The 24,440-nt window shown below is 69.8% G+C and carries 20 protein-coding genes and 1 pseudogene; 8 read left to right on the top strand and 13 right to left on the bottom strand.

Features of this window, described 5'->3' with window-relative positions; translation table 11 throughout:
* Positions 1-12: 12 nt before the first annotated feature.
* Complete coding sequence (gene clpS / locus D892_RS41390) at positions 13-429, bottom strand: ATP-dependent Clp protease adapter ClpS (protein ID WP_369801827.1); 417 nt, start codon at positions 427-429, stop codon at positions 13-15.
* 87 nt (positions 430-516) lie between these two features.
* On the opposite strand from clpS, the gene D892_RS0117710 reads away from it, so the two are divergent.
* Positions 517-1,875: a nicotinate phosphoribosyltransferase gene (locus D892_RS0117710; RefSeq protein WP_084161103.1), complete on the top strand. Its 1,359-nt coding sequence runs from the start codon at positions 517-519 to the stop codon at positions 1,873-1,875.
* Between the two features lie 108 nt (positions 1,876-1,983).
* Positions 1,984-2,550 (top strand): nicotinamidase, encoded by a 567-nt coding sequence (locus D892_RS0117705; RefSeq protein WP_024802525.1) that lies wholly within the window; start codon positions 1,984-1,986, stop codon positions 2,548-2,550.
* Positions 2,551-2,589: 39 nt separating this feature from the next.
* On the opposite strand, the gene D892_RS0117700 is transcribed toward D892_RS0117705, so the two are convergent.
* The gene (locus D892_RS0117700; protein ID WP_024802524.1) at positions 2,590-3,438 is read right to left on the bottom strand and encodes an LLM class F420-dependent oxidoreductase; all 849 of its coding nucleotides are present in this window, start codon (positions 3,436-3,438) and stop codon (positions 2,590-2,592) included.
* Between the two features lie 46 nt (positions 3,439-3,484).
* Entirely contained in the window at positions 3,485-3,652 is a 168-nt protein-coding gene (locus D892_RS46730) for a hypothetical protein (RefSeq protein ID WP_156959550.1), read from the bottom strand.
* A 96-nt stretch (positions 3,653-3,748) separates the two neighbouring features.
* Between D892_RS46730 and D892_RS0117690 the strand changes: the two genes are divergently transcribed.
* Positions 3,749-5,842 (top strand): ATP-dependent DNA helicase, encoded by a 2,094-nt coding sequence (locus D892_RS0117690; RefSeq protein ID WP_024802523.1) that lies wholly within the window; start codon positions 3,749-3,751, stop codon positions 5,840-5,842.
* Positions 5,843-6,030: 188 nt separating this feature from the next.
* Here D892_RS0117690 and D892_RS0117685 read toward each other — a convergent pair whose 3' ends face one another.
* The 3 genes and pseudogenes from D892_RS0117685 to D892_RS49390 all read right to left on the bottom strand — a co-directional run.
* Positions 6,031-6,582, bottom strand: a complete 552-nt coding sequence (locus D892_RS0117685) for a DoxX family protein (RefSeq protein ID WP_024802522.1) — start codon at positions 6,580-6,582, stop codon at positions 6,031-6,033.
* 116 nt (positions 6,583-6,698) lie between these two features.
* A complete protein-coding gene (locus D892_RS49395; RefSeq protein WP_304413529.1) occupies positions 6,699-7,262 on the bottom strand; it encodes an NCS2 family permease in 564 nt (187 codons plus the stop codon).
* 130 nt (positions 7,263-7,392) lie between these two features.
* Positions 7,393-7,932: pseudogene (locus D892_RS49390) on the bottom strand (solute carrier family 23 protein); the annotation flags it as partial.
* A 480-nt stretch (positions 7,933-8,412) separates the two neighbouring features.
* Between D892_RS49390 and D892_RS0117675 the strand changes: the two are divergent.
* Positions 8,413-10,374 carry an AMP-binding protein gene (locus tag D892_RS0117675; RefSeq protein ID WP_232236350.1) on the top strand — a complete coding sequence of 654 codons (1,962 nt, stop codon included), beginning with the start codon at positions 8,413-8,415 and terminating at the stop codon, positions 10,372-10,374.
* A gap of 37 nt (positions 10,375-10,411) precedes the next feature.
* Here the strand turns inward: D892_RS0117675 and D892_RS43755 are convergent, their stop codons facing one another.
* The 3 genes from D892_RS43755 to D892_RS0117660 form a co-directional block, all read right to left on the bottom strand.
* The gene (locus D892_RS43755; protein ID WP_156959549.1) at positions 10,412-10,861 is read right to left on the bottom strand and encodes a hypothetical protein; all 450 of its coding nucleotides are present in this window, start codon (positions 10,859-10,861) and stop codon (positions 10,412-10,414) included.
* Positions 10,862-10,974: 113 nt separating this feature from the next.
* A complete protein-coding gene (gene glgP / locus D892_RS48580; RefSeq protein ID WP_024802519.1) occupies positions 10,975-13,803 on the bottom strand; it encodes an alpha-glucan family phosphorylase in 2,829 nt (942 codons plus the stop codon).
* A 134-nt stretch (positions 13,804-13,937) separates the two neighbouring features.
* On the bottom strand, positions 13,938-14,702 hold the full coding sequence (locus D892_RS0117660; RefSeq protein ID WP_024802518.1) for a dienelactone hydrolase family protein: 765 nt from the start codon (positions 14,700-14,702) through the stop codon (positions 13,938-13,940).
* 187 nt (positions 14,703-14,889) lie between these two features.
* Here D892_RS0117660 and D892_RS0117655 point away from each other — a divergent pair, with 187 nt between their 5' ends.
* Complete coding sequence (locus D892_RS0117655) at positions 14,890-16,884, top strand: alpha-1,4-glucan--maltose-1-phosphate maltosyltransferase (protein ID WP_024802517.1); 1,995 nt, start codon at positions 14,890-14,892, stop codon at positions 16,882-16,884.
* Positions 16,885-16,981: 97 nt separating this feature from the next.
* On the top strand, positions 16,982-19,138 hold the full coding sequence (gene glgB, locus D892_RS0117650) for a 1,4-alpha-glucan branching protein GlgB (RefSeq protein WP_024802516.1): 2,157 nt from the start codon (positions 16,982-16,984) through the stop codon (positions 19,136-19,138).
* Positions 19,139-19,332: 194 nt separating this feature from the next.
* Here the strand turns inward: glgB and D892_RS47750 are convergent, their stop codons facing one another.
* From D892_RS47750 to D892_RS0117630, 4 genes are all read right to left on the bottom strand, one after another.
* Positions 19,333-19,704, bottom strand: coding sequence for an SSI family serine proteinase inhibitor (locus D892_RS47750; protein WP_036569031.1), 372 nt, complete (start codon positions 19,702-19,704; stop codon positions 19,333-19,335).
* A gap of 270 nt (positions 19,705-19,974) precedes the next feature.
* Positions 19,975-20,832: a tetratricopeptide repeat protein gene (locus D892_RS0117640; protein ID WP_024802514.1), complete on the bottom strand. Its 858-nt coding sequence runs from the start codon at positions 20,830-20,832 to the stop codon at positions 19,975-19,977.
* Between the two features lie 61 nt (positions 20,833-20,893).
* Positions 20,894-21,247: a DUF3817 domain-containing protein gene (locus D892_RS0117635; protein ID WP_024802513.1), complete on the bottom strand. Its 354-nt coding sequence runs from the start codon at positions 21,245-21,247 to the stop codon at positions 20,894-20,896.
* 311 nt (positions 21,248-21,558) lie between these two features.
* Complete coding sequence (locus tag D892_RS0117630) at positions 21,559-22,740, bottom strand: acetyl-CoA C-acetyltransferase (protein ID WP_024802512.1); 1,182 nt, start codon at positions 22,738-22,740, stop codon at positions 21,559-21,561.
* Between the two features lie 133 nt (positions 22,741-22,873).
* On the opposite strand from D892_RS0117630, the gene mce reads away from it, so the two are divergent.
* Together mce and D892_RS0117620 are read left to right on the top strand one after the other, a co-directional pair.
* Complete coding sequence (gene mce, locus D892_RS0117625; RefSeq protein ID WP_024802511.1) at positions 22,874-23,344, top strand: methylmalonyl-CoA epimerase; 471 nt, start codon at positions 22,874-22,876, stop codon at positions 23,342-23,344.
* A gap of 86 nt (positions 23,345-23,430) precedes the next feature.
* The gene (locus D892_RS0117620; RefSeq protein WP_024802510.1) at positions 23,431-24,435 is read left to right on the top strand and encodes a hypothetical protein; all 1,005 of its coding nucleotides are present in this window, start codon (positions 23,431-23,433) and stop codon (positions 24,433-24,435) included.
* The last annotated feature ends 5 nt before the right edge of the window (positions 24,436-24,440 follow it).

Raw genomic sequence — 24,440 nt, 5'->3', positions numbered from 1 at the left:
TAGTCGTCCGGGTCAGTCGTCCCGCTGCATGGTCGCCCAAAGCCCGGCCGCGTGCAGTCGCTGGACGTCGTGCTCCATCTTGTCGCGGGAACCGGAGGACACCACCGCCTTGCCCTCGTTGTGCACCTTGAGCATCAGCTCGGTTGCCTTGGCTTTGCTGTAGCCGAACAGCTTCTGGAAAATATAGGTGACGTAGTGCATCAGGTTCACCGGATCGTCCCAGACCACCGTGACCCAGGGCCGGTCCTCGGCCTCCAGGATCTCGGTGTACTCGACGGCTTCCGGGGTCGCCTGCGGCGCCGACAGTTTCACGACGGCAACGCTCCCGAGGTGCGGCGTGGCTGCGCCCGCTGCCGCCTCCGGGGCCGGTGCGCTCGTCGCGGTCACGTTCGCGCCGACCGGACCGGCGGCGACCCGGACAGCGTCCATCATGCACAGACCCATAGCCCTTAGGGTACGACTCGGCTACGTATAAACAACACCCGCAGGTAGACGTTTTGTCCCCTTCCGGCGCCGATGTCCGGAGCCGGTCCGAGCGGGTCGGCTGGCTACAGTGACGGCGTGGACACCACGCTCCCGCCCGCGGGCACCGCGCTGCTGACCGACCAGTACGAGCTGACCATGCTGGCGGCCGCGCTGGCCGACGGTTCGGCACGGCGCCGGTGCACCTTCGAGGTATTCGCCAGGCGATTACCGCACGGCCGGCGCTACGGGGTCCTCGCGGGTACCGGCCGGTTGCTCGAGGCGTTGACCGGGTTCCGGTTCGGTGAATCCGAGCTCGCGATCGCCGCCGGGTTCCTGGACGATCGCACGCTGGACTGGCTGCGCGAATACCGCTTCACCGGCGATATCGACGGCTACCGCGAGGGCGAGCTGTATTTCCCCGGCTCGCCGCTGCTGTCCGTGCGGGGCAGCTTCGCCGAATGCGTCGTGCTGGAGACGCTCGCTCTCTCGATCCTCAACCACGACAGCGCCGTTGCCTCGGCCGCGGCGCGCATGGTCAGCGCGGCGGCCGGGCGGCGGCTGATCGAGATGGGCTCGCGGCGCACCCACGAATGGGCCGCCCCGGCCAGTGCCCGCGCCGCCTACCTGGCCGGATTCGACGCCACCTCGAATCTGGAGGCGGTGCGGCGCTACGGCATTCCCGGCGCGGGCACCAGCGCCCACGCGTTCACGCTGCTGCACAGCGGCACGGACGGTCAGCACGAGGCGGCGGCGTTCCGCAGCCAGGTGCGGACGCTGGGCGTCGGCACCACGCTGCTGGTGGACACCTTCGACATCACGCAGGGGGTGGCCACCGCGATCGAGGTGGCCGGGCCCGAACTGGGCGGGGTGCGCATCGATTCCGGTGATCTCGGCGTGCTGGCACGGCAGGTGCGCGACCAGCTGGACGGGCTCGGGGCGACCGGGACGCGCATCGTGGTGTCGGGGGATCTTGACGAGTACTCGATCGCCGGGCTGCGCGCCGAACCGGTCGACGCGTACGGCGTCGGTACCTCGCTGGTGACCGGCTCCGGCGCGCCGACCGCCGGCATGGTCTACAAGCTGGTGGAGGTGGACGGCGTGCCGGTGGCCAAGCGCAGCAGCCACAAGGAGTCGCGCGGCGGCACCAAGCGGGCGCTGCGGCTGGCCCGGCGAACCGGGACGATCGTGGAGGAGGTCGTGTATCCGGCCGGCGCGGACCGACCCGAGATCGACGGCCACGAGGTCCGCGACCTGCTGGTTCCGCTGGTCCGCAAGGGCCGGGTGGTGGACGGACAGCCCACCCTGCAGGACGGCCGCGACCTGGTGGCCCGTGGCCGGGTGAGCCTGCCGTGGGAGGGCCTGAAGCTGTCGGACGGCGACCCGGCGATTCCGACGACCTTCCTACAATGAGAACAGGGCAGACGACACCGACCGCCGGTCCGGGTCTGCCCTACACCGGTGTCGCCGGATCGCGAGGGACCGCGTACGCCACCGTCACGAAACCGAGGGGCACAGCCAATGACCAGAGCACTCATCGTCGTCGACGTGCAGAACGATTTCTGCGAGGGCGGCTCCCTGGCCGTCTCCGGCGGTGCCGCGGTGGCCGATCGGATCAGCGACTATCTCGGCGTCTCGGATTACGACGCGATCGTGGCGACCCGCGACCATCACATCGATCCCGGAGCGCACTTCTCGGAGCACCCCGACTACGTGGGCACCTGGCCGCCGCACTGCCGGGTGGGCACACCCGGCGCGGAGTTCCACCCGAACCTGAACCTCGCACCGATCGAGGAGATCTTCTCGAAGGGTGAATACACCGCCGCCTACTCGGGCTTCGAGGGCACCGCCACCGACGGCACTCCCCTCGCGGACTGGCTGCGCGCCAACGACATCGACACCGTCGACGTCTGCGGCCTGGCCACCGACCATTGCGTCCGCGCCACCGCCCTGGACGCCCGCTCCGCCGGCTTCGGCACCCGGGTCCTCCTGGGCCTCACCGCCGCCGTGTCCCTCGACACCGCCACCGAGGCCCTCCGCCGGATGCGCGATGCCGGAGTAGAACTCGCCGGCGAACTGGAGAGCTGAGGCCGACGAACTACTCCACCCTGAGCGCGGGGACGCGGCTCAGGACGCGAGTCCGGAGTCCCGGATGGCCTCGGCCAACGGCTCCAGCACGGCCGGGTCGTGCGGGGGCGGCAGGTAGATGATCGCGAGTTCCAGGCCCTCGGCGCCCAGTGCGGCCGCCCAGTCGACCACTTCGCCGTAACCGCCCTGGGGGTCGAAGCGCTTCTGGGCCGACAGGGTGATCTCCTTCGGATCGCGGCCGATATCGGCGCAGTGTGCGGCCAGCACGTCGCGCTTGCGGGCGAACTCCTCGACGGTTCCGGTGACGAAGTTCCAGTGCTGGGCGTAGCGAGCCGTGATGCGCAGCGTGCGCTTCTCGCCGTTGCCGCCGATGCAGATCGGAGGGTGCGGGCGCTGCGGACCCTTGGGCTCGTTGCGGGCGCCGGTGAGTTGATAGAACTTGCCGTCGAAATCCGTTGTCTCCCGGCTCAACAGGCCGATGAGCACCTGGCAGGCCTCCTCGAACCTGTCGAGGCGTTCGGTGATGCTGCCGAGCGGGATCCCGTAGGCGCCGGACTCCTCCTCGTTCCAGCCCGCGCCGATGCCCAGTTCGAGCCGGCCGCCGGAAATGATGTCGAGGGTGGCGGCCATATTGGCCAGCACGGCGGGATGCCGGTAGTGCACACCGGTCACCATCGTGCCGAGCCGCAGCCGCTCGGTGGCCTGCGCGAGCGCGGTCAGCGTGGTCCAGCCCTCCATGCACGGCCCGGTGGGGTCGGAGAAGATCGGATAGAAGTGATCGAAGGTCCACCCGGACTCGTAGATCTCGATGTCATCGGCGGCCTGCCAGACGGCCAGCATGTCGCCCCAGGTCGTCTCCTGCGGCGAGGTCTTGAACGCGAATCGCATACCGACAACGCTAGAAGCTGGAGCACGCTCCAGGTCAAGGGGTACCTCAGCTCGCCGGCGCGATCAGCCCGCCGGCATCGTCGCCGAGCAGACGACGCGCCCGGACCAGACGATCCGCCGCCGCGACGAGCCGGCCGTACTCGGTGGTGGTGTCGGGCATTCCGTAGTGCTCGGCGAGCCGGCGGGCGACCTCGGTCCACAACCCGGCGACCACGCCCGGCCGTGACCGAACGGGGGTGAGCGCGAACGGATTACCGGGTGTCCAGCGGGTGACCGTCCTTCTGTCGGACCGGCGCAGTACTCTGCCTGGGTGCCCGAACTGCCGCCCGTCCCCACCCTGCTGGCGACCGCCGTCGAGGCGCTCGGCGGCACCCCGCGCAAGGGTCAGCAGACGATGGCGGCGGCGGTCGCACACTCCATCGACACGAAGGAGCACCTGGCGGTGCAGGCCGGCACCGGCACCGGCAAGTCGCTGGCCTATCTGATACCGAGCCTGCGGCACGCGGTGCAGTCCGGTCGCACGGTGGTGGTGTCGACGGCGACCATCGCGCTGCAGCGGCAGCTGGTCGATCGCGATCTGCCCCGCCTGGCCGACGCGCTGGAGAAGCCGCTCGGGCGGCACGCCCGCTTCGCGATCCTCAAGGGCCGCAACAACTATCTGTGCCTGAACAAGATCAACAGCGTGATCCCCGACGAGCCCGCCGACGCCGAACTGTTCGACGCGTTCGCCATCTCCCGGCTCGGCCGCGAGGTGCAGCGGCTCAACGAATGGGCCTCCGACACCGAGACCGGCGACCGCGACGAGCTGGCCCCCGGCGTCAGCGACCGGGCGTGGCGGCAGGTCAGCGTCTCCGCCCGGGAATGCCTGGGCAAGTCGCGCTGCCCGTTCGGCGCCGACTGCTTCGCCGAGCGGGCCCGCAGCGAATCCGGCCAGGCCGACGTGGTGGTCACCAACCACGCCCTGCTGGCCATCGACGCCATCAGCGGCATCCAGGTGCTGCCCGAGCACGACGTGGTCGTCATCGACGAGGCGCACGAGCTGGTGGACCGGGTCACCGGCGTGGCCACCGCGGAACTGTCCACCGCCACGATCTCGGCCGCGGCCAAGCGCTGCGCCAAGCTCGTCGACGAGCAGGAGACCGACCGGCTCGAGGGCGCCGCCGAGTCCTGGCACGATCTGCTCGAGGAGCTACCGGCGGGCCGCTGGGACACGCTGCCCGGCGGCGCGTCCTCGGTCCTGGCGCTGATCCGCGACGCGGCGTGGAATTGCCGCACCGCACTGGCGCCGCCGGGTTCGAGTGCGCCGCAGGGCGATCCGGAGGCGGCCGCGGCACGCAACCAGGCGGTCGCCGCGGTCGAGGAGGTGCACGATTCGGCGGTCCGCGCGCTCACGACGTTCGACGAGCCCGATCCGGCGGCCCGGCGGGATGTGATCTGGCTGTCCGCCGACGAGGTGCGCGGCGTCGCCCGCCGCTCGCTGCACATGGCCCCGCTGTCGGTGGGCGGATTGCTGCGCAGCCGATTGTTCGGCACCGCGACGGTGCTGCTCACCTCGGCCACGTTGCAGGTCGGCGGCTCGTTCGACGGGCTGGCCGTCACCTGGGGCCTCCCGCCGCAGTCGGCCGACCGGGCGGAGCACGGCGCCGACACCCCCGAGCGCGGCCCCGACCCGGCGCTGGCCAACGGCGCCGAGGCGCCCTCGGATTCCGGTGCGATCCGGTGGAACTCGCTGGATGTCGGCTCCCCGTTCGACCACGCCAAGTCCGGAATCCTGTATGTCGCCAAGCATCTCCCGCCGCCCGGCCGCGACGGCCTGTCGCCGGCGTACCTGGACGAGATCGAACGGCTGATCCGCGCGGCGGGCGGCCGCACCCTCGGCCTGTTCTCCTCGATGCGCGCGGCCAAGGCCGCCACCGAGGCGCTCCGCGGCCGGCTCGACACACCGGTGCTGTGCCAGGGCGACGACGCCACCGGCGCGCTGGTCCGCCGCTTCGACGAGGACCCGGAGACGTCGCTGTTCGGCACGCTGTCGCTGTGGCAGGGCGTCGACGTGCCGGGCCCGTCGCTGAGCCTGGTGATTCTGGACCGCATCCCGTTTCCCCGGCCGGACGATCCGCTGCTGGTCGCGCGCCAGCGGGCGGTGGAATCGCGGGGCGGCAACGGATTCATGGCGATCGCGGCCAACCATGCGGCGCTGCTCCTCGCCCAGGGCACCGGGCGCCTGCTGCGCAGCACCGACGACCGCGGCGTCGTGGCGATCCTGGATTCCCGCCTGGCGACCGCGCGCTACGGCACCTACCTGCGCGCGTCGTTGCCGCCGTACTGGGAGACCTCCGATCCGGAGGTGGTGACCAAGGCGCTCCAGCGCCTCACCGGGACGGCGCCGACACCGACCAGCGGCTAAACATCACGAAGCTGTGAATTTACCCTCAGATCCTTGGACCGAACTTCTGTCCGGAACTAACTTGGTCCTCGGTACTCCGATGACCCCCAATTCCCCATCGGTCGTATCGGACGCCCCCGCACCAAGCCCTGCATGCGGTGCGGGGGCACCATAATCTTTCGATCAGCGGCCCGGCGTGCGGGCCGGTTTCACAGTGACCATTTGAGGATCAGGGTGACGACGCCCGCGACGACCGCGAGAACGACCGCGGCCGCACCCCAGACGAGACCCTGCCGCTGCCACGGCCGACCGGCGTCGAGCGAGATCCGGCCCGGTCCGGTGAAGGCGATGGCCGCTCCGACGACGCCGAACAGCAGCGCCATCTCGTAACCGGGCCCTTGCATACCGCCGAACAGGCCGCTGTGCCAGGTCGCGTTGATCGCATTGAGCATGGTGCCCAGCACGATCGCCCCCGCCAGTGGTGTGAGCAGGCCCAGGAAAAGCAGTCCGCCACCGACGAGTTCGCTCAGCCCGGCCAGGGTGCCGAAGAACTTGCCGGGGTTGTAGCCCATCTGGTCGAAACTGGCATTGGTCGCGTCCATGCCGGGTCCGTTGAACCAGCCGAACAGCTTCTGCGCGCCGTGCGCGAACAGCAGCCCGCCGAAGAACAGGCGAAATAGCAGCAGGCCGATATCGACCCCGGTGACGTCGCCACCGGGGCGTCGATCGAGCGCGGTGGAGTCGGTAGTGGGGGCGGTCATAGCGTCCTCATCTCGTTAGTTGAAGCAAGCAAACCGGACTCTGGTCCGGTTCGTTCACGGGTCACAACCCTCTCCGGTTCAACCCTTATTCCGTAGGACGAGGCCGCCGCCGAGAACTATTCGGCCAAGAAGAAGAAATATCCGAGGAACACCGCCATCAGCACCCACATCACCCAGTGCACCTCGCGAACTCGCCCGCGGGCCGTCATCACCACCGGGTAGAACAGCAGCCCCAGCGCGATGCCGTTGGCGATCGAGTAGGTCAGCGGCATCATGGTCACGGTGATGAACGCCGGAATCGCGTATTCCAGTCTGTTCCACTCGATTTCACCCAGGGCGCGGGCCATCAGCACGCCGACGACGACGAGCGCGGGCGCGGTCACGGCGGGCGCCCCGGCCACGACGGCGAACAGCGGGAAGAAGAACATCGCGATCAGGAACCACACCGCGGTGGCCACGGCCGTCACGCCCGTGCGCCCGCCCGCGCTGACACCGGCGGTCGATTCGACATAGGCGGTGGTGGTGGACGTGCCGATGATGGCACCGGCGGTGGTGCCCACCGAATCCGCGGCCAGCGCCTGGGCCGCCCGCGGCAGCTTGCCGTCCGGGCCGAGCAGGCCGGCCTGGTTGGCGATCCCGATCAGCGTGCCCGAGGCGTCGAAGAAGTCGACGAACAGCATGGTGAGCACGACGATCGCCATCTGCCCGGTGAACGTGCACGATGGCCTGCCCGAAGGTCTGATCGAGCCCGTGCGGCATGGCGACCACCGCGTCCGGGAGCTTCACCAGCCCGCTCACGATGCCGACGACGGTGGTGGCGACGATGCCGTAGAGCACCGCGCCGTGCCAGCGCAGCACCAGGAAGACCACGGTCACCACCAGGCCGAACAGCGCCAGCAGCGTACTGCCCTTGGTGAAATCGCCCAGGTGCACGAGGGTGTCCTCGCTGGCGACCACGATGCCGGCGTTCTTCAGGCCGAGAAACGCCACGAACATGCCGATCCCGGCGCCGACGGCCAGCTTCATCTGCATGGGAATGGCGTCGATGATCTTCTCGCGCACCTTCGTCACCGCCAGCACGAAGAAGATCACGCCCGACAGGAAGGTGCCCGACAGCGCCTCCTGCCACGGAATTCCCATCCCGAGCACCACCGAGTAGGCGAAGAACGCGTTGAGCCCCATCCCCGGCGCGAGCGCGACCGGATAGCGCGCCCACAGGCCCATGACCAGCGTGCCGAATACCGCGGCGACGGCCGTCGCGGTGAACACCGCCTGCGTCGGAATGCCGAGCGGGCCGAGATCGCCGCGGTCGCCGAGGACCGTCGGATTCACCGCGAGGACATAGGACATCGCCAGGAATGTCACGGTGCCGGCCATGATCTCGCGCCGATAGGTCGACCCCAGCCTGGAGACCCCGAAGTAGGAGTCGAGACGACCCGGCGGTCGCTGCTGCACGTCGGTACTCATCGTGATGTCTCCACCCTCGGGACGGAACGGGAATGCCCAGGGCACCGTATCTGTCGCGACACGCGCATCGCCATTCCGGCACTCGCTATCCAGCGGCAATCCGGCCCACCAGAGCCGAGGCGTGACGGCAAGTCACACGCAATCTACCCGCAATTTAACGAGGAATTCACCTGCAATATGAAGCTCCTTGACCTGTGGTGTGACTGCCGTTACAAATGCGTTATCCGCCGAACCGAGCTGTCGAACCGGCCGAGCGAGAAGTGCAAGCAGTTGGTTACCGAAATCGTCGAGGCCGCCGCAGATCTGCCGGCCGCCCGTCATGCCATATGGGGTCTGCTCCTGGAGCCCGAGACCTACACCCGGATGTTCCCGGGCGTCGGCGCCTGCGAACAGCTCGACTACGACGGCCGCACGCTGCTGTTACGGATGCGGCTCGGTGGCGGCGATGCCGAGATCACGGCCGTCGACGTCAGCCTGACCCCGACCAAGGCCCCGGAGTTCCTCGAACTCCAGTGCCCCGGACAGGGCTGCTTCGCCGCGGTGCGACTACGCGGCGACGACGAGCGGACCCGGGTCAACGTCACCTATTTCGCCCCGATGCGGGTGCATCCGCTCCTGGCGACGCTGACGAACGCGGCGGTGGCCGACTGGACCCAGTCCGCGCTGCGGCGGCTGGCCGACCTGGTGAACGGCTCGGCCACATCGGTGGTGGTCAACGGCGAGGATTCGCCGATGCGGCTGCAGACCGACGTCGCCCGGCAGATGGTCGCGACGGGCGTCGTGCGCAGCTACCGTCTCGACCGCGGGGTGAAACAGTTCGGGCGCCTGGCGAAATGGGGTTTCAATCTGGCGGGTGGTTATGCGGCGGCGGCCGCCTACGACCCGCACCGCCCGGCCGTGATCGACGATCAGGGCATGCACACCTTCGCCGAAATCCACGAGCGCACACACGCTCTGGCGAGCGGACTGGCCGATCTCGACCTTCGCCCCGGCGAGGCGATCGGGGTGCTGTCGCGCAATCACGCCGAGATGGTCGAAATCATGGTCGCGGCAGGCAAACTCGGTGTCGAGGTGGTGCTGCTCAACACCGGGCTCGCGGCCGGGCCGATCGCGGAGATCGCCGAACGGCACGAGCTGGCCGCGGTATTCGTCGATCCGGAACTCGACGAGCCGGCCGGCCTGCTGCCACCGGACATCCCCCGCTACGCCACCTTCGCCGACCCGGCGCAGCCCGGCCGCGCCACCGTCGACGACCTGATCGCCGCGGCGCGTGGAAGTTTCGTCAAGCCCCCGCGGCCGGGCGGGCTGATCGTGCTGACCTCGGGCACCACCGGCACCCCGAAGGGCGCGCGCCGGCCGCACCCGAAGGGCTTCGCCACGGTGGCGGCGCTGCTGTCGCGAATCCCGTTGCAGATGAACGAGATCATGCTGATTCCGGCGCCGCTGTTCCACACCTGGGGTCTGGCGGCGCTGCAGATCAGCACCCCGCTCCGGGCATCGGTGGTGCTGTCGGAGCGGTTCGACGCCGAGGACTGCCTGCGGCTGATCACCGAGCACCGGGTCACCTCGCTGATCGTGGTGCCGATCATGGTGAATCGGATCCTGGACCTGCCCGATGCCGTGCTCGCCCGCTACGACACCTCGAGCCTCCGGGTGGTGGCCAGTTGCGGGGCGCCGTTGCCGGGGGCGACCGTGCTGCGGTTCACCGAACGGTTCGGCGAGGTCCTCTACAACGTCTACGGATCGACCGAGGTGTCGTGGGCGACCATCGCCGATCCGGGCGACCTGCGCATCTCCCCGACCACCGCCGGACGGCCACCACTCGGCACGAAGGTGGCCGTGCTGGGGCCCGATGCGCGGCCGGTGCCGGTCGGCGCGACGGGACGCATCTTCGTCGGCAACCACATGCTCTTCGACGGGTACACCGACGCGGCGCCGCCGGCCGAGGCCGACGGCATGCTCGACACCGGCGACGTCGGATATCTCGACGCCTCCGGGCGGCTGTTCGTCGCCGGCCGCGACGACGAGATGATCATCTCCGGCGGCGAGAACGTCTTCCCGCGCCCGGTCGAGGAGGCGCTGTCGAACCTGCCGCAGGTGAGCGAGGTGGCGGTGGTCGGCGTCCCGGACCGCGAATTCGGCCAGCGCCTGGCGGCTTTCGTCGTCAAGCGCGAGGGCTCCGGGCTGGATCCGGACATGATCCGGGCGTACGTCCGCAACCGCCTGGGCCGCTTCTCGGTGCCCCGTGACGTCCACTTCCTCGACGCCCTGCCCCGCAACCCCACCGGAAAGATCCTCAAGCGCACCCTGATTCAGGCGCGCTGATCCGGCGCCTCCGGTGGGGCCACGGAGAACAGGCCGATCAGGCCACGGCGATCAGCAGCAGCACGACGAGCGCCAGTCCGGCGACGGCCATGACGACCGGCAGCAGGAGCAGGATCGCCATCGCCCCGGCGCCGGCGGACCGCTGCGGCGTCGTCCCGATGGCCGCCGAGCAGTGCCGGAGAGCCGGAAGCCGGTAGTACACCGTTGCTCTGGCCGCGGCCGGAACCTCGACCTCCAGCTGAGCGGGGTACTGGAACTCGCCGAACCGGTTCACGTACACGACGACGCTGTGGGCTCCCGGGCCCACCGGTACGATCCACCGGCCCCAGCCGCGCGCCGCGACCACTCCGTCGACGACGACCTCGGGCGTCATCGACATCAGCACCAACGGATGGCCGTACGACGGCGCGGAAATGACAATGTCGAGCGCCGGTGTGCCCACCGGTGCGTCAACGACATGCGCTGAGAGTGCGTCCTTTTCCGCCATGCCAATAGCATGCGCGCCACCGCTTAAGAATCTCTAGCCGATTTCCTATGGGCAGGCTGTTCCTATGGGCAGGCTGTTCCTATGGGCTGGGTGTTCCTATGGGCTGGGTGTTCCTATGGGCTGGGCGTGGAAATCAGCCCCCATTCGGCGGGGGTCGCCAGCAGCCGGTGCCGCGGCAGCACCCGCACCGTGTAGCCGACCGCACCCGACAGCGGTACCGGGGTGTCCACGGTGAACACCTCGACACCGGAATCCGTTGCGGCATGGGTCATGTCGACCGTCATGACATCGGACAGCTCGTCGTCCTGCGACACCCGGCCCAGGACCGCCTGCACCTGCACCTCCGTCGGCGCCAGTTCGCCGAGGGCGAGGCGGGCCCGCAGCGACAGCTCCGCGCCGATCACCGGGATATCGGGCAGGCCGGCGCTGTCGACCTGGATCACCTGCACCTGCGGCCAGGCCGCCTCCACCCGGCGGCGATACTCGGCAAGCTCCCTGGCTCCCGCGAAATCGTCCCGTGCCACCGCGGAATACGCGTGCGCGGCGGGGAGGTAGTAGTCGACGACGTAGTCGCGCACCATGCGGGAGGCGAGCACCTTCGGCCCCAGGGTTTGCAGGGTGTGGCGGACCATCTCCATCCAGTGCACCGGCAGGCCGTCGGGATCGCGGCGGTAGAAGTGCGGCAGCACGGAGCGTTCCAGCATTTCGTAGAGGGCGGTCGCCTCCAGATCGTCGCGGCGGTGGTCGTCGCGGACGCCGTCGGCGGTGGGGATCGCCCAGCCGTTCTCGCCGTCGTACATCTCGTCCCACCAGCCGTCGCGGATCGACAGGTTCAGCGCGCCGTTGAGCGCGGCCTTCATTCCGGAGGTACCGCACGCCTCGAGCGGGCGCAGCGGATTGTTCAGCCAGACATCGCATCCCCAGTACAGGTAGCGCGCCATCGACATGTCGTAGTCGGGCAGGAATACGATGCGATGCCGCACGGCCGGATCGTCCGCGAAGCGGACCACCTGCTGGATCAGCGCCTTGCCGCCGTCGTCGGCCGGGTGGCTCTTGCCCGCCACCACCAGCTGCACCGGGCGCTCCGGATCGAGCAGCAGCGCCCGCAACCGGTCCGGGTCGCGCAGCATCAGGGTCAGCCGCTTGTAGGTCGGCACCCGGCGGGCGAAGCCGACGGTCAGCACGGCCGGATCGAAAACCTCGTCCACCCAGGCCAATTCGGCGGGCGCGGCGCCGCGTTCCAGCCAGGACGCCCGCAGCCGGCGGCGCACCTCGTCGACAAGGCTGCCGCGCAACGCATTCCGCGTGGCCCACAGCTCCCGCAGATCGACATCGCGCAGCCGCTCCCAGCCGCGCGCCTCGTCCACCGCGGGTTCCGTGCCGGCGAGTCCCCGAGCGACCTCCGGATCGGCGCTTCCGGTGGCCGCGTGAACCGCCGAATCACCTTCTGCCGCAGTGCTTCCAGACGCCATCACCGAACCCGCCCGGCCCCCAGCGCTCTCGGTGCCGCTCGCGACCGGCCGCCCGGCCGCGCCGGAACCTGTCGCGCACGCCGCATCTCCCGCGGCACCCCCCGGATTCACGGCGCTCGCGAAAACCTCCGTCGTTTCGCGGCCCGCCACTTCGGCGTCCGTCGCGGCGTCGATCCACTCGCGGGCGGCCCAGGTGGGCGCGTGCACGCCGTTGGTGACCGAGCCGATCGGCACCTCGGCCGCGTCGAATCCGGGCCACAGCGGCGCGAACATGGCGCGGCTCACCTCGCCGTGCAGCCGCGAGACGCCGTTGGCGCGCTGGGCGAGCCGCAGGCCGAGGTGGGCCATGTTGAACACCGACGGGTCGGCCTCCCGGCCCAGCGCCACGATGCGATCGACGGAAACGCCGGGCAGCAGCGGAGATTCGCGCTCACCGTGCGCGCCGCCGAAGTACCGGCGGATCAGGGCACCCGCGAACCGGTCGATGCCCGCGGGGACCGGGGTGTGCGTGGTGAATACCGTTCCGGCCCGGACCGCGGCCAGGGCGGCATCGAAATCCATTCCGCCGGACATGAACTCGCGAATCCGCTCGATGCCGAGGAATCCGGCGTGCCCCTCGTTCATGTGGAACACGTCCGGATCCGGGAGGCCGTGCGCGTGCGTGTAGGCCCGCACCGCCCGCACCCCGCCGATACCGGCCAGGATCTCCTGCTTGATGCGATGGTCCTGGTCGCCGCCGTACAGCCGGTCGGTCACCGCCCGCAGTTCGGGATCGTTGTCGGCGATGTCGGAATCCAACAGCAGCAACGGAATCCGGCCCACCTGTGCGATCCACACCCGCGCCCGCAGCACCCGGCCCTCGGGCATCGGTACGTGGATCAGCACGGGGGCGCCCGCCGCGCCGGCGCCGTCGGTCAGCAACCGCAGCGGCAGGCCCTGCGGATCCAGATCCGGATAGTGCTCGAGTTGCCAGCCGTCGCCGGTCAGCGACTGCCGGAAGTATCCGGATCGGTACAGCAGTCCGACGCCGATGAGCGGCAGCCCGAGATCGGAGGCCGCCTTCAGGTGGTCGCCGGCCAGAATCCCGAGCCCGCCCGAATAGTTCGGCAGCACCTCGGTGACGCCGAACTCCATCGAGAAGTACGCGATGGCCCGCGGCGGATTCTCGGCCGGCCGGCGCTGGAACCAGCGCGGGCGGGTCAGATACTCGCGCAGATCCGCGTCGGCGGCATCCACCGCCCGCACATAGGCCGCGTCGGCGGCCAACTCGTCGAGCCGGGCGGCAGGCACCTCGCCCAGCATGCGCACCGGATCGTGCCCGACCTCGCGCCAGCGGGCCGGGTCCAGCCGCGCGAACAGATCCTGCGTCGGCGGATGCCACGACCACCGCAGATTCGCCGCCAGTCCGGCGAGCGCGGACAGCCGTTCGGGCAGATGGGCTCGAACCGTGAACCGACGCATTGCCTTCACCGATCGAACCCTACACGGCCGCCGGCCGCGCAAGAGCAGCGGATGGCGCCCCTGACCTGCGGACACCCGTGTCCCGGTGCCGCCCGGACGACCGACGCCACGGCCTCACCGGCGCCGGTCGCACCGGCCTCCGGTCACCCGGCGGCCAGGTTCCGGTCCAGCAGCGCCACCAGTTCCCGCCAGTGCCGCTCGGCGGCCGGCTCGTCGTAGCTGCTGGTGTCGGACTGGGTGTAGCCGTGCGCGGCGCCGGGGTAGACCTCGCAGCGGTGGCGGACGCCGGCGGCGGTGAGCGCCTTCTCGAAGCCGTCGATCTGCTCCGGCGGCAGCGAGGGGTCCTCGTCGGCGTGGCCGAAATACACTTCCGCCGCGACATTTCCGACCACCAGGTGCGGGCTGTCGGGGCTGTCGGTGGCGAGCCCGCCGGTGTGGAATCCGGCGGCGGCGCCGACGAGCTCGGGGAATCCGGCGGCCGTGCGCAGCGACAGCCCGCCGCCCAGGCAGTAACCGGTGGTGCCCATCGGGCCGTCCGCGGTCTTCTCGAACGCCGTCAGCCAGGCCAGGTAGGCGTCGGCATCGCGGAGCACCAGGTCGGGGGTCAGCTCGAGGATCATCGGCATCAGCTGCTTCAAAATCTCGGGCCGCTCCCCCATGTCGATGAATTCCGGCACATCGACCACCGGCGAGCGTCCGTGCCGGTAGAGCACGTTCGGCGCCAGCACCGTGTAGCCGTGGCCGGCGAGACGGTCGACCATGCCTCGCAGGGCCGGCCGCAGACCGAAGGCATCCATATAGAACAGCACCCCCGGATGGCGCGCACCATCGTCCGGATACGCTACATAGGCGTCGGCGATCCCGTCCGGCGTCGTTACGTCGACCGAAATGCCCTGCGTACCAGCCATCTGTGAATCTCCTCCAGCGTCGCTCGTGGCTCGGAACTAACGGAGGGATCCTCCGCTTCGGACTACCGCCGGACAGGTTTCCACACGCGGCGAATTCTTGCCAGACCGGGTGCGAACGATCGGCCCTCCGCACACCCGTCCGCCGCGACTGCCGGGCCCGCGTCCGGGGTGCCGGTACGGTTGTCTCGTGACCGGTCGCATCGCCATCGATGACACGGCCCCGGCCCTCCCCGGCGGCCGCCCGGCCAAAGCCGTGGTGGGCGAGGTGTTTCCGGTACGGGCCGTCGTGTGGTGCGAGGGGCACGACGCGGTGGCCGCGACACTGGCCGTGCGCGGCACCCGCACGCGGCGGATCCGGATGTCCCCCGACTACGAGCCGGACGTGTTCAACGCCGTGTTCACCCCGGACGAGCCGGGTTCGTGGACCTACCGCATCGAGGGCTGGCGCGACCCGATCGCGACCTGGCGGGCCGCGGTGGAGGCGAAGCTCGCCGTCGGGCAGAGCGCCGCGGATCTCGCCAACGACCTCGAGCTCGGCGCGCGGCTGTTCGACCGGGCGGCGCAGCAGGTGCCGAAGAGGCAGTGGGAACGGCTGCGGACGGCGGCGGACGCGCTGCGCGGCGACGGGCAGCTGCCCGCCCGGGTGGCTCCCGCCTTCAGCGCCGAGGTCGGCGACATCCTGCGCGAGACGCCGCTGCGCGAACTCGTCACCCGCGGACCGCAGCACGCGGTGCACGTGGAGCGCCGGCGGGCGCTGTACGGCGCGTGGTACGAGTTCTTCCCGCGATCGACCGGCGGCCGGGACGCCGGCGGTGCGCCGGTGCACGGCACCTTCGCCACCGCCGCCGAGGAACTGCCGCGGATCGCCGCCATGGGGTTCGACGTGGTGTACCTGCCGCCGATCCATCCGATCGGCACCGTGAATCGCAAGGGGCGCAACAACTCCCTGACCGCCGAACCGGACGACGTCGGTTCGCCGTGGGCGATCGGCTCCGACGAGGGCGGCCACGACGCCATCCACCCCCTGCTCGGCACCGAGCGGGATTTCGCCGAATTCGTCGAGTCCGCACACCGTCTCGACCTGGAGGTGGCGCTGGATCTGGCGCTGCAGTGCGCCCCCGACCATCCGTGGGTGCGCGATCATCCGGAGTGGTTCACCACCCTGCCGGACGGCACCATCGCCTACGCCGAGAACCCGCCCAAGAAGTACCAGGACATCTATCCGATCGACTTCGACAACGACCCGGACGGCCTGTACGCCGAGGTGCTGCGGGTGGTACGGCATTGGATCTCGCTGGGCGTCACGCTCTTTCGCGTCGACAACCCGCACACCAAGCCCGCCGACTTCTGGGAGTGGCTGCTCGCGCAGGTACGCCGGACCGACCCGGACGTGATCTTCCTGTCCGAGGCGTTCACCCGCCCGGCCCGGCTGTACGGGCTGGCGCGGCGCGGATTCGGCCAGTCCTACACCTATTTCACCTGGCGCACCGGCAAAGACGAGCTGGCCGAGTTCGGCCGGGAGCTGGCCGCCAAGGCCGACGAGGCGCGGCCCAACCTGTTCGTCAATACGCCCGACATCCTGCACGAAAGCCTGCAGCACGGCGGGCCGGGCATGTTCGCGATCCGGGCGGTGCTGGCCGCGACGCTGGCGCCGGCCTGGGGGGTGTATTCCGGTTTCGAGCTGTTCGAGCATCAGGCGGTGCGGCCGGGCAGCGAGGAATATCTGGACTCGGAGAAGTACCAGCTGCGCCCGCGCCACTTCGCCGACGCCGCCGCGCGCGGAGAGTCGTTGCAGCCGTGGCTGACCCGGCTCAACGAGATACGCCGCGCGCACCCGGCGCTACAACAGCTGCGCTGCATCGCCTTTCACCACACCGACAACGACGCCCTGCTGGCGTACTCGAAGGTCGACCCCACCACCGGCGACGCGGTGCTGATCGTGGTGAACCTGAACCCGTTCGGCCCGGAGCAGGGCATGATCTCGCTGGACCTCCCCGCGATCGGCCGCGAATGGCACGACCATCCGGTGGTCCTCGACGAGGTCAGCGGCGAGGAATACCACTGGGGTCAAACCAATTACGTGCGGCTCGACCCGGCCCGCGCCGTCGCCCACATCCTCGCCCTGCCGCCGGTCTCCGCCGCCGCCCGCACGGAGCTGGCCTATCGAAGGTCGTTCCGGTGACGGCCGCGCACCGGGCGAGCAGGGCATATCCCCCTGGTAGCCGGACGAGCCGGCCCGTGCCCACTCCGGTCGGGCACGACCACAGGACTCCGCTCCGATGAACCGGCGGGATCTGATGCTACTGGCCGCGGGGACGCACAGGGACCCGCACACGGTGCTGGGCGCGCACCCGCACCCCGACGGCACGGTGGTCAGAACCCTGCGCCCACAGGCGGATTCGGTATCCGCCCGGATCGGCGACGACAACTACCCGCTCGCACACGTCGAGCACGGCGTATTCGAGGGTGTGGTGCCGTACCCCGATCTCTGGGACTACCGGCTGCTGGTGTCCTACCCGAACAGCCGGACCGTGCTGCACGCCGACGGCTACCGGTTCCTGCCGACGGTCGGCGAATTCGACCTGCACCTGATCGGCGAGGGACGGCACGAGCGGCTGTGGGAGGTGCTGGGCGCGCATCCGCGCCGGTACACCACCCTCGACGGAGAGGTGTCCGGAACCTCGTTCGCGGTCTGGGCGCCCAATGCCCGCGGGGTCGCGGTGATCGGCGATTTCGACGGATGGAGCGGAAAGACCGCGCCCATGCGGACGCTCGGCGACTCCGGGGTGTGGGAGCTGTTCGTCCCCGGTATCGAACCGGGCGAGAAATACAAGTTTCGGGTGCACGGCGCGGACGGTCGCACGGTCGATCACGCCGACCCCTTCGCCTTCGCCGCCGAGATGCCGCCGGCCACGGCGTCGGTGGTCACCGAGAGCACCTACACCTGGCACGACGACGACTGGCTCACCATCCGCGCGCGCACCGACCCGACCCGCGCGCCGATGAGCATCTACGAGGTGCACCCGGGCTCGTGGCGCCCGGGTCACGATTATCGCGCGCTGGCGGAGCAACTCGCCGAATACGTTCTCGCACAGGGCTATACACACGTCGAACTGCTCCCGATCGCCGAACACCCGTTCGGCGGCTCATGGGGCTACCAGGTCACCTCCTACTACGCGCCGACCGCCAGATTCGGTACGCCCGACGAGTTCCGGGCGTTCGTCGACCATCTGCACGGCGCGGGCATCGGCGTCATCCTGGACTGGGTGCCGGCGCACTTCCCGCGCAACGAGTGGGCACTGGCACGCTTCGACGGCACCGCCCTCTACGAACATCCCGATCCCCGCCGGGGCGAGCAATTGGACTGGGGCACCTACGTCTTCGACTTCGGCCGGCATGAGGTGCGCAACTTCCTGGTCGCCAACGCCCGCTACTGGATCGAGGAGTTCCACCTCGACGGGCTGCGCGTGGACGCCGTGGCATCCATGCTGTACCTGGACTATTCGCGGCCCGAGGGTGGCTGGGAACCCAATATCCACGGCGGCCGGGAGAATCTGGAAGCCGTCGCATTCCTCCAGGAGATGAACGCGCTCGTGCACCGCCACCACCCAGGGGTGGTCACCATCGCCGAGGAATCCACCACCTGGCCGGGCGTCACCCGGTCGACCGACGTCGGCGGCCTCGGCTTCACCATGAAGTGGAACATGGGCTGGATGCACGACACCCTCGGCTATCTCGGCCACGACCAGATCCACCGCAGCTGGCATCACAACGAGATCACCTTCTCGGCGGTCTACGCGTGGAGCGAGAACTACGTGCTGCCGATCAGCCACGACGAGGTCGTGCACGGCAAGGGCACGCTGTGGACCCGGATGCCCGGCGACGACTGGGTGAAGGCCTGCGGGGTACGCACGCTGCTGGCCTACATGTGGGCGCATCCGGGCAAGCAGCTGTTGTTCATGGGCCAGGACTTCGGCCAGTTCCGCGAATGGTCGCACGACCGCGGACTGGACTGGCACGAGCTGGACAACCCGCTGCACAACGGAATTCGGCTGCTGGTCCGCGACCTCAACGCCGCCTACCGCGCCCACACCGCCCTGTGGACCCAGGACACCTCGCCCGGCGGCTACGCGTGGATCGACGCCGACGACCGCACCAACAATGTCCTCGCGTTCCTGCGCTACGGCTCCGACGGCTCGCTCGTCGCCTGCGTCTACAACTTCTCCGGCACCCGGCACGACGACTACCGCATCGGCCTCCCCACCCCCGGCGCCTGGCACGAAATCCTCAACACCGATGCGAACACCTACGGCGGCAACGGAATCGGCAACCTCGGCGGCGTCACCGCCACGGACGAACCGTGGCACGGCCGCCCCTACTCCGCCGCGGTCACCCTCCCCCCGAACGGCGCCCTCTGGCTGACCCCGGCCGACTGACCTTCGCCGACCGCCTCCGCTCCCAGAGCCGCGGTGGGCAAAGCAGGCCACACCATTCGGAGTGGGCACGTCGCCCGCAGTCACCGGCAGGTTCTCGGCCGGGATCCACACCGCACGACCGGGTTCACGTTACAGACGGGCCGGAATGGCAGGTGGCACCATCCGTCGTTCCGGCGGAGGCACCGCCCGGCCGGTCAGAAGTGCCAGGGAGCCGACAGCTCCGGGACCAGGCAGCCGTAGGTGCGTTCCACCGAGACGGGTGCGCCACGCAGAGTGCCCTCCGCGCGATACACCACCGGGTGGTAGCGGAAGCATCGGACCGACGGGTTCTCCTCGGGGAGCGTGAGTTCCCCGAGCGGGGCGAGGTAGCGGCAAGCCGCGTCGGCGCTCGGATGTGATCCACCGACCGGGTCACAGCTCAGTGTGGCCGTGCGTGCCGGGCGGCCGGGCTCCTCCCGGGTGAGGACGAGTTCGGTCGGGGCGCCCTCGGCGGTGGCAGGCCCGGCCGACAGCAATACAGCCACCGCCGCGGCCGCTGCGGCCGAGATCCGAGCGAGGCTTCGCACCGGCTCGCCCTCCCGGCCCCGAGTTGCGTTATGCCCAGGCACATCCCGATCGTAGCGCGCCTCCGGACCGCCCGACCGCCGCTCGGCGAGCCGGGCACCGGACCGAACCGGAGCGCCCGCAACGTCTCCGGCAGCGGGCCGTATGGTGGCCGGCCGTCCGGCGGCGGACCCTCCGATCACGCCCGCCCCCGGACCGCAAAGCCCCTCGAACCGCTCCGCCGTCGAACCCGCCCGGCCGTCGAACAACCGAACGGGCGTGGGCAGACCGGCTCAGTACAACGCGGTGGCCAGTTTCCGGCGGGCGGCGACCACGGCCGGATCGGCGGTGTCGAACAGCTCGAACAACTCCACCAGCCGGGTGCGGACGCGGTTGCGGTCGTCGCCGGCGGTGCGCTTCACCAGAGTGATGAGGCGGCCGAAGGCGGCCTCGGGATCCTGGTTGAACAGCTCCATATCGGCGGCGGCGAAGGCTGCGTCGATATCGTCCGGAGCGGCGTCGGCGCGGGCGATCGCGTCGGCGGGCAGATCCTGCGCGCGGCCGTAGAAGCGCACCTGACGCAGCGCGGCCTTGGCATCGGCGTTGCCCGGCTCCTCGGCGAGGATCTTCTCGTACGCGGCGACGGCGCCGTCCACGTCACCCCGCTCGAGCGCGTCCTCGGCGGCGGTGAACCGCGGATCCTCCGGGGCGGCGGCCGGAACCTCCTCACCCTCGGCGCCGTCCTCACCGGACAGCTTCCCGCGCACCGCGTCGACGACGGCGGCCAGCCACTGCTTCACCTGTGGTTCGGGCTGGGCGCCCTGGAAATCCGCCAGCGGCTGCCCACCGGCCACCGCGACCACGGTCGGAATGCCCTGCACCCCGAGTGCCTGCGCGATACGCATATTCGGCTCGGCCTCGACGGTGGCCAGATCCCACTCGTCACCGGCCTCGGCGACCAGGCGCTCGAACAGCTTCACCAGCTCCACACTGCCCGGGCTGCGCTGCGAGTACAGGACGATGACCACCGGCACCTGCATCGAGCGGCGCAGCACCTTGGTCTCGAAATCCGCCTCGGAGACGGCGTGACCATCCGGGGCATCCGCGGCGGCCGGCTGTTTCAAACTGGACAGATCCACCGCGCCGGACATGGCGGCGGCAGCGGCGGGCGAAGGACGACGTGCGGCAGGTCGATTCACGGTTTCCAGTTTGTCACGAACGGGCCGAGGCGGCCGTCGGGGTCGGGCTCAATTCACCCAACTGCCCGCTGCGAATCGCCCAGACCTCGAACCATGCCGAGGTGAACGGCACCACCGACGAGACCAGACCGAGCAGCAGGGTCTTACCCGGCCACTCGTACTGGCGGAACGCCACCAGCAGATGCAGCGCGAACAGCACGAAAATGATGCCGTGCAGCATCCCGAACACCATCACCGGCCAGGTGATCGGCTCCGGCAGCCGCTTCAGCACCGATCCCGTCAGCAGCAGCACCCAGGACACGGCCTCGAGAATTCCGAGCAGCCGCACCCGCTTGGCCACCGTGCTCACATCGAAGAATTCGCCCATACGCCCCATTGTGCCGAACCTCTACGACAACCCGTAGTCGAAGTGAGTCACGACACACCATCGAGCGCGGCGACTCCCGTATCTGCCCGCCGGACGCACGTCGCGGCGGGCCGGCCGGACCCGCACGGCCGACGCATCGCCCTGGCCACTACCGCACCGACAGACCCGCGGTGCGCTGGTGTCCGGTGCGGACGCCACCGCACCGCGGCCACACGGATGATCCCGTCGTCGCGGTACATCCCGAACTACCGATCGCGGCCACGCTCACCCGCCGACAACCCGGACGATGTGGCGTCGGCGCCGGCCGGACCTCAGACCCGGACGATGAGCGCATCCCCCTGGCCGCCGCCACCGCACAGCGCCGCCGCACCGACGCCGCCACCGCGGCGCTTCAGCTCCAGCACCAGGTGCAGCAGGATGCGGGCCCCGGACATGCCCAGCGGATGACCGATGGCGATGGCGCCGCCGTTCACATTGACCTTCGCCGGGTCGATGCCCAGCTTGCGGGTGGAGGCGACGCCGACCGCGGCGAACGCCTCGTTGATCTCCACCAGGTCCAGGTCGGCCGGCGCAATGCCCTCGCGCGCGCAGGCCTTGGCGATGGCGTTGGCGGGCTGCTCCTGGAGGGTGGAATCCGGTCCGGCCACCACGCCGGCCGCGCCGATCTCGGCGATCCAGCTCAGGCCCAGTTCCTGCGCCTTGGCCTTGCTCATCACGACCACCGCGGCGGCGCCGTCGGAGATCTGCGAGGCCGAACCGGCGGTGACGGTCCCGTCCTTGCGGAACGCCGGGCGCAGCTTGCCCAGCGACTCGACCGTGGTGTCGGCGCGGATGCCCTCGTCCTCGGACACCAGGACCGGGTCACCCTTGCGCTGCGGCACCGCCACCGGCACCACCTCGCCCTCGAACACGCCGTTCTTCCAGGCCGCCGCCGCCTTCTGATGCGAGTCCGCGGCGAAGGCGTCCTGCTCCTCGCGACCGATGTGGTCGCGGTCGTTGCGCGCCTCGGTCAGCGCTCCCATCGCCTGATCGGTGAAGATGTCGTGCAATCCGTCGAAGGCCATGTGGTCGCGCAGCGTCACGTCGCCGTACTTGAAGCCCTCGCGGCTCTTCTCCAGCATGTGCGGCGCCCGCGACATCGATTCCTGGCCGCCGGCCACCACGATCTCGTGCTCACCGGCGCGAATCAGCTGGTCCGCCAGGGCGATCGCGTTGATACCGGACAGACAGACCTTGTTCAGCGTCAGCGCCGGCACGTCCATCGGGATCCCTCCGGCGACCGCCGCCTGCCGCGCCGGGATCTGCCCCGCACCGGCGGTGAGCACCTGGCCCATGATCACGTATTCGACCTGCTCGGGCTGCACGCCGCTCTTCTCCAGCGCCGCCTTGATGGCGAATCCGCCCAGATCCGAACCGCTGAAATCCTTCAGCCCACCCAGCAGCCGGCCGACCGGGGTGCGCGCGCCGGAGACGATGACAGAGGTGGTGGTCACGATGTGCCTCGCTTCATGGAGTCGGAACGCCTGCGACGGACCCGGCCGTACGACACGCCGGACCACGTCCGTACTCCAAGGTAACCGGCGCCGTCCCGGCAGCACCACCGCGGTACGCGCTACCGTTCGAAGAGTGAGTACCTCCCAAACGCCCGAATTCATTCCCGCCGATTACGTCCTGGCCGTCGATCACGTCGGCGTCGCCGTCCCCGACCTCGACGCCGCCGTCACCTGGTACTCGGCGAACCTCGGAATGGTCGAGACCCATCGCGAGGTCAACGAGGACCAAGGCGTGCACGAGGCGATGATGTCGCTGCCCGGCGCCGGGGACGATTCGTCTGCTCTACAGTTGCTGGCGCCCGCGTCGGACGCCTCGACAATCGCCAAGTTCATCGATCGCAACGGCCCGGGGCTCCAGCAACTGGCCTACCGGGTCACCGATATCGAGGCGGTGGCAACCTTCCTGCGCTCGCGAGGACTACGTTTGCTCTTCGACGCGCCTCGCCCCGGAACGGCCGGCTGCCGGATAAACTTCATCCACCCGAAGGATGCTGGCGGTGTGCTGATCGAGCTGGTCGAGCCCGCGCCGAATCCTACTCACTAGTATCGCAATCCGACCGGGGAAACTTGTCGTAACGACATTCGCGGTCGGGTCACCATCGTGGGGCGACAGGCTGTAGTTTGTGGGGCATGTCGTCCACTGAGCCCGATCGCAATCGCTTCGTCGCGTTGCCTTTTACCGTAGTCCGTAAGGGCTACGACCGCGATGAGGTGCGCAATTACTTCGACCGCTTCGACGCCGAACTAAGGGTCACCGCCACAGATCGCGACGCCGCCGCAGCCCAGGCCCGAAATCTGGCCGCCCAGCTGGAGGACGCTCGCGACGAAATAGACGAACTGCGCAAGGAAGTCGACCGGCTGTCGGTGCCGCCGACGACCGCAGAGGGCATGAGCGATCGCATTTCGCGCATGCTCCGTCTGGCTTCCGACGAGGCGTCCGAAGTCCGTGCGCAGGCACAGGCCGAGGCCGCCGAGATGATCTCGATAGCCGAGCAGCAGGCCACCGAGATGCGCGGTAAGTACGAGTCGCTGCTCGCCGAGACCAAGGAGAAGCGCGAGGCGCTCGAGGTCGAGTTCGAGCAGACCCTCGCCAACGCGCGGTCGGAGTCCAAGAAGATCCTCGAGGCCGCCAACGCGGAGTCCGAGCGGATCACCAAGGAGGCCGAGGCCAAGCGCAAGGCCGCCCAGCAGGACTTCGAGGTCACCATGGCCGAGCGGCGCACCAAGCTCACCCGCGCCATGGAGGAGCTGGAGGCCAGCAGCCGGTCCGAGGCCGCTCAGCGCATCAAGGATGCCACCGACGAGTCCAACCGCCTGGTCACCTCCGCCACCCAGCAGGCCGAGCGCAAGATCGCGCACGCCAAGGAACTGGCCGAGGAGATGCGCGTGCTGCGCGGTCGCGTCCTGGCCCAGCTGCTGGGTATCCGCGGTCAGCTCGATTCGGTGCCGGCCATGCTCGCCGCGGTCAACCGCGAGAGCGAGCTGCTCGACGGCGGCGCCCCGGAACAGCAGCAGCGCTCGCTGTCGGGCAAGCAGTCGGGTTCCGGTCGGCAGAAGGCGATCCCCGAGGTGAAGGCCGAGGAGGACGAGTACGCCGACGACGAAGAGCGCGAGAACGCAGAACTCTCGAGCTAGCGCCG

The organism is Nocardia sp. BMG51109 (assembly GCF_000526215.1).
Lineage (GTDB): Bacteria > Actinomycetota > Actinomycetes > Mycobacteriales > Mycobacteriaceae > Nocardia.
The sequence above is the reverse complement of the archived record's forward strand: the minus strand, read 5'-3'. Positions and strand labels throughout refer to the sequence as shown.